The organism is Providencia sp. PROV119 (assembly GCF_028482435.1).
GTDB classification, from domain to species: Bacteria; Pseudomonadota; Gammaproteobacteria; order Enterobacterales; family Enterobacteriaceae; genus Providencia; species Providencia stuartii.
This window is the reverse complement of the sequence record NZ_JAMPQL010000001.1, coordinates 195,956-210,903: the sequence shown is the minus strand read 5'-3', so window position 1 is coordinate 210,903 and position 14,948 is coordinate 195,956. Positions and strand designations below refer to the sequence as shown.

Below are 14,948 nucleotides of genomic sequence, written 5' to 3'. Positions count from 1 at the left end.
TGAGAAATACAGTGCGGCATTTAAAAATCAGGAAATAATAAATATTATTTAATTTCAAATGACCGGAAATAACATTACGCCACCGGCAATCGCTTAATAGCCGGTAATAATTAAAGTCTGTATAAACAGAATGGCGGCAAAATAGTAATGGATTAATATATTGCCGCCATGCGAAAATCAGACAACGGCATTTGAATTCCGGCCTGATCCCTGCTCCTGTTAACTGAACGTTTTATATTTGTTGCCGTAAAAATACAGATATGGCACTCAGTTCTGTTATTGCCATAAAAGACCTGTTTTACGGTAACAGGATCTGATATAACACCCTCTAATTTTTCTTTCCGTTAGATAGGGAGCGCGGCCTTCATGAGAAATATTCCGTTAAAAAGCGTGGATAATATCGCGCGGGATGTCATTGCTCTCGGTACAGATTATTTGCCCGATACCCTACTGGAATACCACGCGCACCGTCGGGCACAATTTTTATATCCGGCCACCGGACTGATTGAAATCAGCACCGCAGACGGTGAATGGGTGATCCCACCTTCCTGCGGAGTGTGGATCCCCGAACAGGTCGCCCATGAAACTCGGATGCTGAATGTCAGCACACGCAGTTTGTATATCGAACCAGCAGCAAAGCCGCGCCACGCCGTTAGTTGTGAGGTGGTGAGTGTCTCTCCGCTGCTGCGTCAGTTACTGCTGGAAGCAGTGGACATCCCTGCGGAATATGATATTCAGGGGCGTGACGGGGTGCTGATGCAGCTGATTCTTTGCGAACTGGCACGTATGCCCCCACTGCCGTTTTTCGCCCCGATCCCGCGAGATGAAAAGCTCGGCCGCCTCTGCCGTGAGTTTATGCGCAAACCGGTTATTACTTCGCAACCGGGGGAGTGGGCAGAACAGCTGCACAAAAGCGAGCGCTCCTTCAGCCGTTTCTTTCGTACCCAGACTGGCATGTCGTTTTCAGAATGGCGTCAGCAGGCATGCCTACTGAACTCGCTTTCCCATATTTTGTCCGGGAAATCGATTACCGAAGTGGCTTATGAGTTGGGTTACAACAGTGCAGGGGCATTCTCAATTATGTTTAAAAAACAGATGGGGCAATCCCCTTCTCATTTTAAAAATGACGATTCGGATATCCACCATTTTTAACTTGTTTTTTGACAAATACAAATTCAACCTTTGCCGATATTTTCCCCACGATTTTTTACAACTAAATAATAATGAGGATGCGCTCAATTTTAGCCGCAGATGGTTATTTAAGGTTTGTGCCATTGGGCGCGGTGGATGTTAGCGATATGTCCGTGTTATCAGGGAAACTTGTGCAGAACACTCTTCTGGTATAACCCCGATAACTAAAAAAACACTAAATATTAAGAAGAAATAGCCTGAAAGGGGAATTCGATTGCGGTTAGATCCCTGCTGTAGGCATACCGTTATTTATCAACCTACAGCAGGCACAATTAAAACGTTTTACGCCCTTCTAAGGCAGCAATACGATTTTCAATCGAAGGATGGGTCGAAAACACGGAATCCCCCTTATTAAAAATATAGGCCGCACTACGATAAGCATCTCCAATACTCGAATGATCATAGTCTGTTTTCTCATGCTGACCGGAGATTTTTCGTAAGGCGCTGATCATTGCTTGGTTATCGGTTGTTAAATCAACGGCTGCCGCATCTGCCATATATTCGCGCGTTCGTGAAAGATAAAAATAGAGAATTTGCGTTATCCACGGCAGAATAAAATTAAGCGCTAATAAAACCACCTGTGCTTTATTGGATGCACTATTTCGGCTACGTCCTGCCGTACGAATAAAAATTTGGCTAACTATGTTTGTGATGGTCAAAATCACATTCGCCAAGATACCAACATACAGTGTCAATTTAGAATCACCGTGAATAATATGGCCAACTTCATGTGCCATCACCGCCTGAATTTCATGGCGATTGAGCGTTTGTAATAAACCACGCGTAACACCAACCAACGCATTTTTAGCACTCCAACCCGCAGCAAAAGCATTTGGCTCGTTGCTATCTAAAATATACAAACGCGGCACATAACGTAAAGTCGCACTTAAACTTAGCTCTTCTAATATATTATAAAGCTGCTTTTCTTCCGCGGTACTGGCATTTTCCGCAGTAATCTCTTTAGCATTCATACCCGCTAACATCATTTTGTGTCCGCGAAAATGAATATAAATTAATCCTAAAAAAGTAAGTCCTAAAATAATTAATGTAGCAACGGGAAAGCGTTTAAAGGTCGCAAATGCCAGCATATTTTCAAAAAAACCACCCCACTCATCAGGATGTGTCGCTGTATCCACTAATAATCCAACAATCAGCATAATGAAGATATAACTCACCACGACTAATCGTGTACGGATATTGTTTTTGCGTATGACGTTTCTAAAATCCATAACATTATACCCTGCCTAACTTTTCAGGGAGCATAAGGCTCCCTGATAAATACAATGGATTTGTTATCGTTAATCAAAGTTAATACGGCGGGACTCTTCACTTTTTATGGCTTCTTCATCAAGACGCCAATAATCTTTATCAATTTTTAAACTCGGAATGAGGTTAACGATAAAAACGGCTGGCATTGAGGCAATATAGGCTTTATACGCTTCCAATGCTCGGTTATAACCGCGTTTGGCAAATGACAGCTTATTTTCAGAGGAGACGATCTCCTCTTGCAAATTAGCCATGATGGCATCAGATTTCAGCTCAGGATACGCTTCTACTGCAACATTAATCGCACCACTAGAGACCATTTTAGACAAGGCATCTTCCGCTTCTTTCGCCTGAACCCCTGTTGCTGTTTTCGCCAGAGTTCTTAATTCAGTAATTTTACTGAAAACTTCTGACTCATGGCTTAAATATTTTTTGACCGTTGCTAGTAAACTATCAAATACTTTTCCACGGCGGTCTAATTGTACCGAAATCTCAGTTTCACTCGATATAACAGCCTCACGCATTGCCACAATTCGGTTATAAAAGTAGATAACAATCAATACTAATACGACAATCAAAATTAAAAATTTCATAATCACCTTTTAGGCATCCGCCATAGGAAAAAAATGCAATATCAAAGCCCTAACGAGTAAGCATTAATAAAAAACAGATAATAAACATTCTACGCTATCATAATGAAATAGAGAAATACGCAAATAACAAATAAGAAAAGTTGGAAAGGGATTGGTCGATAAGGCGTATGGTTAGTAGATTGAAATATAAGGGGCTATCCCAGAAAACTGAAATAGCCCCTTCAAATAGAGACCGATATTAAACTGCTCGGAATGAGATCTCGGTCGGGATTTTTTCCCCTTCCCAATACATCAATGAAGAGATATTTGAGGCAATTTCACGGTAGATATCCGCAAATTCCCCTTCAGGATCACGCATCACAGTAGGTTGACCACGATCCAAATCTTCACGTAGAGAAATATGTAAAGGAATTTGCCCTAACAATTGCGTGTTATATTTCTCAGCGAGTCTCTCTGCGCCGCCTGTGCCAAAAATAGGTTCCACATGACCACAATTGCTACAGATATGTGCACTCATATTTTCGACGATACCAAGAACGGGTACATTGACTTTTTTGAACATCACAATCCCTTTCATTGCGTCCACCAGCGCAATATCTTGCGGCGTAGTGACAACAACAGCACCTGTAACAGGAATGTTTTGTGACAGTGTCAATTGGATATCCCCCGTTCCCGGTGGCATATCGATAACCAAATAATCTAAATCAGGCCATAAGGTATCTTGTAGCATCTGCATTAGCGCCTTACTTGCCATTGGCCCGCGCCACACCATTGCATTATCATCGGTGACTAAGTATCCAATAGAGTTTGTCGCAAGACCGTAGGCCATAATTGGAGCCATGTGCTGACCATCTGGTGAAGTTGGTCGCTCCATGGTGGTTCCCAACATATTTGGGATCGATGGGCCATAGATATCCGCATCAAGAATACCGACTTTCGCCCCTTCTTGGGCAAGTGCCAACGCTAAGTTGACAGAGGTACTGGATTTACCGACCCCACCTTTACCGGAACTGACGGCCAAAATGTTACGAACACCGTTAATACCCGGCAAATCATTTGCCCGTTTTAACGTGGTAATATCGTGACGCAATTTCCACTCAACCGCATGAGCGCCAGTCGCTTGTTTCAGTTCCGCCGTTTTTTCGCTGATCAGAGTCTGAAAAGGCCCCTTCCATACGAATGGCATAACTAGTTCAACATGCAACACATTATCCAACATTGCACAGTGATGTAATGCTTTGATAGAAATCAGATTACGCTTCAGTGTTGGGTGTGTAAATGAAGCCAAAACGGTGGAGACTTTTTCAGTCAGCAGTTCTGGATTGTTCTGCTCGGGGGATTTATCGTTCATCCCGGCTCCTTTATTTTATATTTTTAACACTATCGTTCTTTCACTGCTATTTATCATAACAGAGAACCATCAAAATAGTGACCGCCTTACTAACGAAAAGCCACTAAGAGTAAAAAATTCCTTTTTCACATAAATTACGGATTAATATTTTATTACCCTAGCCGCGAAACAATTGATCGGTTAACATCAAAGTCCCTTTTCAATAATGGAAGTAAGAAAGTTACTATGTCTCAAGTCGCGAATAAACTACTGGTAACCTGTGCGTTACCCTATGCTAACGGTTCAATCCATCTCGGTCATATTCTGGAACATATTCAGGCTGATATTTGGGTCCGTTATCAGCGAATGCGCGGCAAAGAAGTTCACTTTATCTGTGCGGACGATGCGCACGGCACACCAATCATGCTGAAGGCTCAGCAATTAGGTGTTTCTCCTGAAGATATGATTGCAGCAGTGAACAAAGAGCATCAGGACGATTTTGCTGGTTTTGCGATTAGCTACGATAACTATCACTCAACACACAGTGAAGAAAACAAACAGTTATCCGAGCTCATTTATAACAAGCTTAAAAACAACGGTTTTATCAAAAATCGCACTATTTCACAGCTTTACGATCCTGAAAAAGGCATGTTCTTACCCGATCGCTTTGTAAAAGGTACTTGCCCAACCTGTAAAGCAGAAGATCAATATGGCGATAACTGTGAGGTTTGTGGTGCGACCTATAGCCCAACAGAGCTGATTAACCCACGTTCCGTAGTTTCTGGTGCGACACCAGAGATGCGTGATACTGAGCACTTCTTCTTCGACCTGCCTGCATTTAGTGACATGCTACAAGCGTGGACTCGTTCAGGTGCCCTGCAAGAGCAAGTCGCCAACAAAATGCAAGAGTGGTTCGAATCAGGCTTACAGCAGTGGGATATTACCCGTGATGCGCCTTATTTTGGTTTTGAAATTCCAGATGCACCGGGTAAATACTTCTATGTGTGGCTAGACGCGCCAATTGGTTATATGGGGTCATTTAAAAACCTGTGTGACAAACGTGGCAATATCAATTTTGACGAATTTTGGAATAAAGATTCAAAGACCGACCTCTACCATTTTATCGGTAAAGATATTGTGTATTTCCACAGCTTATTCTGGCCTGCAATGCTTGAAGGCAGTGGTTATCGTAAGCCAACTAACCTATTTGTTCATGGCTATGTGACCGTTAACGGCGCCAAAATGTCTAAGTCTCGTGGTACCTTTATCACAGCGCGTTCTTATCTGGATCACCTAGATGCCGACTGCCTACGCTACTACTATGCCGCGAAACTTTCATCGCGCATTGATGATATCGACTTGAACTTAGAAGACTTTGTTCAACGCGTTAACAGCGATATCGTCAATAAAGTGGTTAACCTAGCATCACGTAATGCGGGCTTTATTGCAAAACGCTTTGGCGGGAAATTGTCCGATAACATCGCAGACCCAGCGCTCTATCAACAATTTATTGACGCGGCACAAATTATTGGTGACGCCTATACAAGTCGTGAATATGGTAAAGCGGTGCGCGAAATAATGGCTCTCGCCGATCTAGCTAACCGTTATGTCGACGAAAAAGCCCCTTGGGTTGTCGCTAAACAAGAAGGTAAAGATCAAGAGCTTCAAGATATCTGTTCAATGGGCATCAATTTATTCCGTGTCTTGATGACTTACTTGAAACCTATTTTACCAGGGCTGGCAAAACGTGCAGAGGCTTTCCTCAATATCGAGCTTACATGGGATTCTATCACCACGCCGTTAACTCACCACGATGTTGCGCCATTTAAGGCGCTATTTACGCGTATTGAAATGGCGAAAGTCGAAGCTATGGTGGAAGCCTCTAAAGAGAGCATTAAGCCAGCTAAGGTGTTAACAGGTCCACTGGCCGATGATCCAATCCAAGAGACGATTACCTTTGATGACTTTGCCAAGATCGATCTACGCATCGCGCTTATCAAACAAGCCGACTTTGTTGAAGGCTCTGACAAGCTATTAAAACTGCAATTGGATATTGGCGGTGAAACTCGCCAAGTGTTCTCTGGTATTCGCAGTGCGTACCCTGATCCAAAAGTATTAGAAGGTCGACTGACCGTGATGGTGGCAAACTTGGCACCACGTAAAATGCGTTTTGGTCTGTCTGAAGGTATGGTGATGGCCGCAGGCCCTGGTGGTAAAGATATTTACCTGCTAAGCCCAGACAGCGGTGCTCAACCGGGTATGCAAGTAAAATAAAATAACGGTTCCCAAACGGGAAAGAGTTAATTATTAAGCGAAAAGCGGGGAATGATGAATTCTCCGCTTTTTTTATGCAGTTTTAACTGTGATCTATAGCACAATTATAAAGTTAATTGTATGATGAATACACTTAGCATAATAGGACGAGTCTCATGTCATTAAAATATGTGCTGATAACCGGATGGCAGTATTTGCGCGCTTTTGCGCTGCTTTATCTCTGTCTGATCGTTGGGAACCTGTTATCAACACTGCTTCCATTTACTGTTCCCGGTAGCATCATCGGTATGCTAATACTGTTTATGTTGCTAGCTCTACAAATTATCCCAGCCCACTGGGCGCAACCTGGTTGTTCCATTCTTCTCAAAAATATGACCTTGCTGTTTGTACCAATAGGTATCGGCATCATGAATTATTATGGTCAATTAAGTCAGCAACTGGTTCCTATTCTCGTTTCTTGTTTTATTAGCACGCTAATCGTCATGGTCGTGGTGGCTTTTAGCTCCCACTATATCCATAAAGAGCGCCAAATTGTTGGGGTTAAACCTGATGAAGTTCCCCTCCCGCCTGAAGACACTATCAGCGTGACTAGCGATACTGAACAAAATAAGGGGAATGACAAATGCTAGAACATATCTGGTGGTCGTTACCACTAACAATTATTGTGTTTTATATTGCGAGAAAATTGTCAGTAAAATTAAAACTGCCTTTATTGAATCCATTGTTAGTCGCAATCGCCATCATTGTTCCATTACTGATTTTTACCAATACGCCTTATGAGCACTATTTTGCGGGAAGTAAGATCTTAAATGACTTATTGCAACCTGCTGTTGTTGCATTAGCTTTCCCTCTATACGAGCAGATGCACCAAATTCGAGCGCAATGGAAGTCATTATTGAGTATCTGTTTAGCAGGTAGCCTAGTTGCTATGTTTACAGGTACTGCAATTGCTTTATGGCTCGGCGCAACACCGGATATCGCCGCCTCTGTCTTACCGAAATCCGTCACAACGCCGATTGCTATGGCGGTTGCTGATTCCATTGGTGGGATCCCTGCTATTAGCGCCGCCTGTGTCATTTTTGTCGGGATACTAGGAGCCATGTTTGGTCACGCCTTATTTGATGCATTGCGCATTCGCACTCACGCCTCACGAGGGCTAGCAATGGGAACCGCTTCTCATGCGCTCGGTACAGCTCGATGTGCTGAAATCAACTATATTGAAGGCGCATATAGCTCTTTAGCCTTAATGACCTGCGGGGTGATTACCTCACTGCTCGCCCCCTTTGTCTTCCCTGTTATTCTTCATCTTTTCGGCTAGACTCAAAACCAATAGAGGCTTATTTGCCTCTTTTGGTTTTTACCGCGTCAAAAATTTGAGATACATCTCTCAATTATAAGATGAGTTTCATTTATTTCATTTGAAAAGTGATATTGATCACATATGGTTTAATGATTTATTACATAGAATGTAAATAAGTGATTAGGGAGGTATCTCATGCATTCAAGATTTAAGTCCGCTTGGTCTCAACTTCCAGAAAAGTTGCAAACCGCACTCAAACCCATTATTGATACGCCAGACTTTCAAGGGATGCTGAGTGCTGAACAAGTTAATCAGCTTAAAGCTGATTGTGGTTATAGTGATAGTGAATTGGCATTTTTATTATTGCCCTTCGCAGCCGCTTACGCCGTCACACCAATTTCCCACTTTAATGTCGGTGCGATTGCTCAAGGCATCAGTGGCAACCTCTATTTCGGTGCTAACATGGAATTTAGCCATGTCGCTATCGCACAAACCATCCATGCGGAACAGTGTGCCGTCACCCATGCATGGATGAAAGGTGAAAAACAGCTCACTTCCATCACCGTAAACCACACACCTTGTGGCCATTGCCGCCAGTTTATGAATGAATTACGCGGTGGCGGTAAAATCGCAATCCGTTTACCTGAGCGCCAGCCTGCAACATTACATGACTATTTACCCGATTCGTTTGGACCGGCTGATTTAGCAATCACAACGCTGTTAATGGATAGTGTTGATCACGGCTATAGCACACCAAGCCGTAATCGCTTGTTATGTGCTGCTATCGAAGCGGCAAACCAGTCTCATGCCCCTTATAGCCAATCTCACTCAGGCATTGCGCTACAGCTAAAAGATGGCTCATTATTCACGGGTCGCTATGCTGAAAACGCAGCATTTAACCCAAGCTTACCTCCTCTACAAGCCGCGTTGATTATGGTAAACATGGCAGGTAAAGACCTACACGTTATTGAGCAAGCGGTACTTGTTGAAAAACAAGATGCTATCGTTAAACAGTGGTGTATCACTGAAAATACCTTGCAGGCACTAGGCTGCCAACAAAAAGAGTTAATTTATCTTAATTAATCGTTTTATCGCTGATTGCCGCCAGAGAGTATGGCGGCAATTTGTTATATAGCCCTTCTCTACTTTTTAGTGTACTGCCCAATTCGACTTAAAGATTATCAATTGATTTATACGATCTTTTAATATTTCTATAAAACCATTCTTATCAAAAATATTAATACTCACAAAGCTCGCTGCGATTAAAATAAAAAATTCGTAAGATAAAGAATAATATTTATCGCTTAGAAAAGGTTAACTCTATAATTTTTCTTATGTATATTTAACACATTGCTCTAATTGAAAACATCTTACTTAACCTACACTTTGCTTCCCTACAATCGAGATAGATAGGCCATCCCTTCCATTTGACAAAAAGTAAGGGCTAAAAAGACCATTCCAGTACAATTTCTTTCCATGGTGAAAAAATCGATTATATTATTTATCATATAGATAATGCTATTTAACAAATATTTTAACTCTTTGTATCAATAATCACTGTACATATTTTCTGTTTACCTTAGGATCTACATCGACTGTTGTTTTTTAATCGTCCAAAGAGTGATTTTTCATGGAACATGAATACGAAACAAAACGCCCTCTGTACATTCCCTATGCAGGCCCTATCCTGCTTGAATTTCCTTTGCTAAATAAAGGTAGTGCTTTTAGCGAAGAAGAACGTGCTAGCTTTAACCTATATGGTCTCCTACCTGAACAGGTAGAAACTATTGAAGAACAAGTTGAGCGTGCTTATCGCCAGTTAATCGATTTCAAAACCGATATCGACAAACATATCTACCTAAGAAATATCCAAGATACCAACGAAACCCTGTTTTACCGCCTGATTGATGCTCATTTGACTGAAGTGATGCCCATCATTTATACGCCAACAGTCGGTGAAGCATGTGAGCATTTCTCTGATATTTACCGCCGTGCTCGTGGCTTATTCATCTCTTATCCAAACCGTGAATATATTGATGATATGCTACAAAATGCGACCAAACAAAATGTTAAAGTGATCGTTGTCACTGATGGCGAACGTATTTTAGGTTTGGGTGACCAAGGTATCGGCGGTATGGGGATCCCAATCGGTAAGCTTTCACTGTACACCGCTTGTGGTGGTATAAGCCCAGCCTATACCCTGCCGATTGTTATTGATGTCGGCACTAATAATCCACAACGTTTAAATGACCCATTGTATATGGGATGGCGTCACCCACGTATTACAGGCGAAGAATATGACCAATTTATCGATGAGTTTATTCAAGCGGTAAAACGTCGTTGGCCTAATGTACTGCTGCAATTTGAAGATTTTGCGCAAAAAAATGCGATGCCATTACTCAACCGTTACCGTGATGAGTTGTGCTGCTTTAACGATGATATTCAAGGCACTGCTGCTGTCACTTTAGGTAGTTTGATTGCCGCTAGCCATGCTGCGGGGAGTAAACTCAGTGATCAACGTGTCGCCTTCTTAGGCGCTGGCTCTGCTGGTTGCGGAATTGCAGAGCAAATCATCGCACAAATGAAATCAGAAGGGTTAAGCGATGAACAAGCGCGTTCACGCATTTACATGGTCGACCGTTTTGGTTTATTAACCGATAAACTGCCTAACCTCCTCGATTTCCAAAGTAAGCTAACGCAAAGCAGCAACAACCTAAGTGATTGGGATGTAAACAGTGATTCAATCTCTTTACTGGATGTTGTACGTAATGCAAAACCTACTATTCTAATTGGGGTTTCAGGTCAAGCAGGCCTATTCACAGAAGAGATCATCAAAGAGATGCATAAACACTGTGAACGCCCAATTGTCATGCCATTATCTAACCCAACATCACGGGTTGAGGCTCGCCCAGAAGATATTATTAACTGGACCGATGGTAAAGCACTGGTGGCAACAGGTAGCCCGTTCTCACCTGTAAATTACAAGGATAAAGTCTATCCTATCGCTCAATGCAATAACTCCTATATCTTCCCTGGTATTGGTTTAGGTGTAATTGCTTCAGGTGCAAAACGTGTCACTGAAACAATGTTAATGGCAGCAAGCCGTGCATTAGCCGAATGTTCACCACTTGCTAAAGAAGGGGAAGGCCCACTATTACCACTTCTATCTGATATCCAACAAGTTTCACGTATTATTGCAAAACAAGTCGCCAAAGAGGCACAGGTGCAAGGTGTTGCAACCGTAACGTCTGATAATGCATTGGATGAAGCCATTGAACGTAACTTCTGGAAACCAGAGTATCGTACTTATAAACGTACTTCTTTTTAGTTGTAATTAAGGACGTTCCCCTTATATTACAGGCAAAGCCCTAACCTTTTGGTTAGGGCTTTAATCAATTAGAGTCTAAAAAACTTTTTTCATCTATATCAATTGAAAACCAGCCTCTCAATGAATCCTCTTATCAAGGCCATTTCATACCGAAAATGAAGACTGCTATCGATTTTGAGCTTACTCAACTGCCACTGCATATCTTTTATGCCAATAGCTAATGAAAACTGCCTAATTGTGGTCACTTAAACTGACTTATTCAAAAACAAAACCCCATGAGGATAATAACATGGGGTTTTAATCTGATAGCACCTTAACGGCCTTTTTCAGCTTTCTCTTTTTCAATCATGATTAGACTGAAAATAAGCGAACATATTATATAATCTTGATGTATTATCAGCGTTTGCTGACATATTCGCTATTAATAGTGCCCTTGCATTGATGCTGCTCCAAATATTGCGATTATTGAAGACAAGAAGAAGAACATAATAAATGTGACAACAATGCTTATAATGAAACAAAATAACCCAGCTCTGTTCCATGTCTCTTGTACCTTCATAAAGGTTTCAACAGAGTCATAATCGCCATTTTTCCAAGCCCATTCATTGCCTTTAATACCACAAACAAATATCCAGACTATATTCAATAAAGGAATTAATGTGAGTAATGGCAAATAAGATTTATTACCAATACCCCAATAGATATTAAAAATAAATGCCCCCCAATTCCAGCGTTTGATTTCATTTGGAACACTTTTGTTTTCGTAAGACATCGATATCTCCCTATCTTAAAAAGATAATTATTTATTTTTTGATAAACATTAAAAAGCAACCACGCATGGTAATAAAAAATTTGGATTAAGTGAAATACTATTATGTTAAAATTGCCGAAATGATCACTTTTATTTCAACATTAGGAATATACTTAAAAGGTAATACTCTTAATATGGAATAATTTTATTTCCTAACACTGGTCATAACTAAAAGCACTGAGAACAGCACATTATGCTTTGGATAACGCCAATCCTCATTCAATTATATTAAAATTAACGAAAATATATTACTATATTATAATATTTCAACTATAGTGGTCGTCTTGTAGAGTAATAATATGGCAGAGCAGCAAAATCCTTTCTCAATAAAATCAAAAGCTCGCTTCTCTTTGGGCGCGATAGCGCTGACTCTGACTCTAGTCTTACTGAATATTGCTGTCTATTTCTATCAAATCGTCTTTGCATCCCCCCTTGATTCTCGTGAAAGTAATCTTATTTTGTTTGGAGCGAATATTTATCAGCTTTCATTAACGGGTGATTGGTGGCGCTATCCAATCAGTATGATGCTACATTCTAATGGCATGCACCTTGCTTTCAATTGCTTAGCATTGTTTGTGATAGGTATCGGCTGTGAACGTGCCTACGGCAAATTCAAATTATTAGCTATTTATATTATCTCAGGCATCGGCGCGGCCTTATTTAGTGCATATTGGCAATATTACGAAATATCAAATAGCGACCTTTGGACTGATAGTACTGTATACATTACTATCGGTGTTGGGGCTTCTGGCGCGATTATGGGAATTGCAGCAGCCTCAGTGATATATTTAATCAAAGTGGTTATCAATAAACCCAATCCTCATCCCGTAATACAGCGTAGACAAAAATACCAACTCTATAATCTGATTGCCATGATTGCATTAACGTTAATTAATGGATTGCAGTCCGGCGTTGATAATGCAGCACATATTGGTGGTGCTATCATCGGCGCCTTAATCAGCATCGCTTATATACTTGTTCCCCATAAGTTACGTGTTGCTAATCTCTGTATTACGGTCATTGCAGCAAGTTTGCTTACGATGATGATCTACCTCTATTCATTTTCTACAAATAAGCACTTACTAGAGGAGCGTGAGTTTATTTATCAGGAAGTCTATACAGAGCTTGCTGATGCCAACCAATAATTTTGAGAAGGGTCAGTTTATCACCACCTTAAGTGTCATCATAATGGCACTACATAAGATCAGCAGCAATGTCAGATATTGAAAGGTACGCTCTGATAGTTTGAGCAGCAAATATTTTGCGAGTGGCATAATCAGTAATGCCCCAACACATAAGGTTAACGCCAATGTTAAATCGGTGTGTCCATCTTGCGCATAAGCGTATGCAGAAGAGCCGGATAAGACAGTAGTCACCACAATAGAAGTTCCAATCGCTTGCTTAATGTTTAATTGCATATAACGTAATAGCATGGGTAAAACCACCACCCCACCTCCAACACCCGTCGCACCAAGCACGACCCCAGCTATCACAGCAGGAAAAAACATTGCCCCTATTTGATGTTGTTTCAGGGTAGTTTTTTGTATCGGTGTGGCAAAAAACATACGGTGAATAAATAAGTACAGCGAAAAAATAATAGCGGCAGCAACAAGTAGATTGATCCCCCGCTCAACTTGTTGGGTATATTCAGGCAGACTCCCCAACCAAGTAACAAGGAGGCTTGATAGAAATGTGCTAGGTAGCATGATAACAAGCACAATTAATGCCCCTTTAAGGGGAATATTCCCTAAACGAAAATGCATATATGACGATGACACTTTCATCAACATCGAAAGAAAATTAGCCGTCGCCACAGCAGCCAGCGCATTAAGACCAAAAAAATAGCTCAATATTGGTAAAACAATAACTCCGCCCCCGACCCCCGTTGTACTAATAACCAAACCAATCAATGCACCGATAACTAACTCAGTAAAAATCATTCTGCCTCATCCTAATTGTATTATGGCTTCTCGTTCCTTCTGTAATGCAAGCACGACATCTTCATTGGTGAGTGTTAAATATTTAAAAAACAGCGTATCAAAAACGACCATTTGCAAAACTTGTGGTGTGATCACGCCAGTCTGAAAGAGCTGTTCTTCATAGAAATAGGGAAGGACTAAATCCGCCAAACGCACGGCTTCATCTTGTCCAAAGCGGGTTAATACGATGGTGCTACACCCTTTTTTATTTGCTAACTTTAACATATGGTTAATGTCTGGCGTATTCCCTTTTGCCGTGATCGCGATAACCAGATCATCGGCATCTACATTAGACGAATAACTTAGCTGTACATGTAAGTCAGGGCTAAATAGTGCATACTTGTTTACACGGATTAATTTATAGAAGATGTCATAAGCCACAATCGCAGAAGTACCAACCCCAAATAAAACAATACGTTTCGCTTCAACTATTTTTTGCGCAATCTCATCCATGGTGTTGGGATCGAGTAATTCCAGCGATTTTTCAATGGCTGTAATAAACATTTGCCCCGATTTAGCGATAATTTGCTCTGTATCATCATAAGGGTTCAAGCTACCGCTGAGGCTTTCAGCTTTATATTGTTTTTCATCCGATAAGTAGTCCACTTTAAAATCAGAATATCCGCGATACCCCATTTGGCGAGTAAAACGAATGACAGATGCGCTGCTCACTCCCGCAGCTTGAGCCAACTCCGCCACATTCATTGCAACAAAATTATCACGACTATCTAGCAAAAAACGGGCAAGACGCTGTTCAGTTCCTTTACCTCTATTCAATAAGCTTTCCAATTTTGATGTCAATGTTGACATACCCATTCCTTCTTATTCTTTGTAGGGTAGTTGGGAGCTATTATCATACTGACAATAAAATCGACA

Annotated in this window: 13 protein-coding genes; 7 read left to right on the top strand and 6 right to left on the bottom strand. The window is 41.2% G+C overall.

The genetic code is table 11. The features are described from left to right. Window positions 1-366: 366 nt before the first annotated feature. Window positions 367-1,152, top strand: a complete 786-nt coding sequence (locus PSF11_RS01000) for an AraC family transcriptional regulator (protein WP_004917951.1) — start codon at window positions 367-369, stop codon at window positions 1,150-1,152. Between the two features lie 311 nt (window positions 1,153-1,463). On the opposite strand, the gene htpX is transcribed toward PSF11_RS01000, so the two are convergent. The 3 genes from htpX to apbC all read right to left on the bottom strand — a co-directional run bounded on the left by htpX (window position 1,464) and on the right by apbC (window position 4,401). Continuing rightward, window positions 1,464-2,420, bottom strand: a complete 957-nt coding sequence (gene htpX, locus PSF11_RS00995) for a zinc metalloprotease HtpX (protein ID WP_072502936.1) — start codon at window positions 2,418-2,420, stop codon at window positions 1,464-1,466. 69 nt (window positions 2,421-2,489) lie between these two features. Continuing rightward, complete coding sequence (locus tag PSF11_RS00990; RefSeq protein WP_072502935.1) at window positions 2,490-3,050, bottom strand: LemA family protein; 561 nt, start codon at window positions 3,048-3,050, stop codon at window positions 2,490-2,492. A gap of 238 nt (window positions 3,051-3,288) precedes the next feature. Next, entirely contained in the window at window positions 3,289-4,401 is a 1,113-nt protein-coding gene (gene apbC / locus PSF11_RS00985; RefSeq protein WP_004917946.1) for an iron-sulfur cluster carrier protein ApbC, read from the bottom strand. Window positions 4,402-4,626: 225 nt separating this feature from the next. Here apbC and metG point away from each other — a divergent pair, with 225 nt between their 5' ends. The 5 genes from metG to PSF11_RS00960 all read left to right on the top strand — a co-directional run bounded on the left by metG (window position 4,627) and on the right by PSF11_RS00960 (window position 11,282). Beyond that, window positions 4,627-6,654: a methionine--tRNA ligase gene (gene metG / locus PSF11_RS00980; RefSeq protein ID WP_004917944.1), complete on the top strand. Its 2,028-nt coding sequence runs from the start codon at window positions 4,627-4,629 to the stop codon at window positions 6,652-6,654. Between the two features lie 155 nt (window positions 6,655-6,809). Then, window positions 6,810-7,283 (top strand): CidA/LrgA family protein, encoded by a 474-nt coding sequence (locus PSF11_RS00975; protein WP_014657800.1) that lies wholly within the window; start codon window positions 6,810-6,812, stop codon window positions 7,281-7,283. Then, entirely contained in the window at window positions 7,277-7,972 is a 696-nt protein-coding gene (locus PSF11_RS00970) for a CidB/LrgB family autolysis modulator (protein WP_004917940.1), read from the top strand. The genes PSF11_RS00975 and PSF11_RS00970 overlap by 7 nt, the downstream gene beginning before the upstream one ends. Window positions 7,973-8,149: 177 nt before the next feature. Then, window positions 8,150-9,037 (top strand): cytidine deaminase, encoded by an 888-nt coding sequence (cdd, locus tag PSF11_RS00965; RefSeq protein WP_053110314.1) that lies wholly within the window; start codon window positions 8,150-8,152, stop codon window positions 9,035-9,037. Between the two features lie 547 nt (window positions 9,038-9,584). Continuing rightward, complete coding sequence (locus PSF11_RS00960; RefSeq protein ID WP_004917935.1) at window positions 9,585-11,282, top strand: NAD-dependent malic enzyme; 1,698 nt, start codon at window positions 9,585-9,587, stop codon at window positions 11,280-11,282. 421 nt (window positions 11,283-11,703) lie between these two features. On the opposite strand, the gene PSF11_RS00955 is transcribed toward PSF11_RS00960, so the two are convergent. Then, window positions 11,704-12,054: a hypothetical protein gene (locus tag PSF11_RS00955; protein ID WP_004917933.1), complete on the bottom strand. Its 351-nt coding sequence runs from the start codon at window positions 12,052-12,054 to the stop codon at window positions 11,704-11,706. Window positions 12,055-12,392: 338 nt separating this feature from the next. Here PSF11_RS00955 and PSF11_RS00950 point away from each other — a divergent pair, with 338 nt between their 5' ends. Then, window positions 12,393-13,238, top strand: coding sequence for a rhomboid family intramembrane serine protease (locus tag PSF11_RS00950; protein ID WP_072502934.1), 846 nt, complete (start codon window positions 12,393-12,395; stop codon window positions 13,236-13,238). 12 nt (window positions 13,239-13,250) lie between these two features. Here the strand turns inward: PSF11_RS00950 and PSF11_RS00945 are convergent, their stop codons facing one another. Both PSF11_RS00945 and PSF11_RS00940 read right to left on the bottom strand, forming a co-directional pair. After that, entirely contained in the window at window positions 13,251-14,033 is a 783-nt protein-coding gene (locus PSF11_RS00945; RefSeq protein WP_072502933.1) for a sulfite exporter TauE/SafE family protein, read from the bottom strand. Window positions 14,034-14,039: 6 nt separating this feature from the next. Beyond that, entirely contained in the window at window positions 14,040-14,882 is an 843-nt protein-coding gene (locus PSF11_RS00940) for a MurR/RpiR family transcriptional regulator (protein ID WP_072502932.1), read from the bottom strand. Window positions 14,883-14,948: the final 66 nt, after the last annotated feature.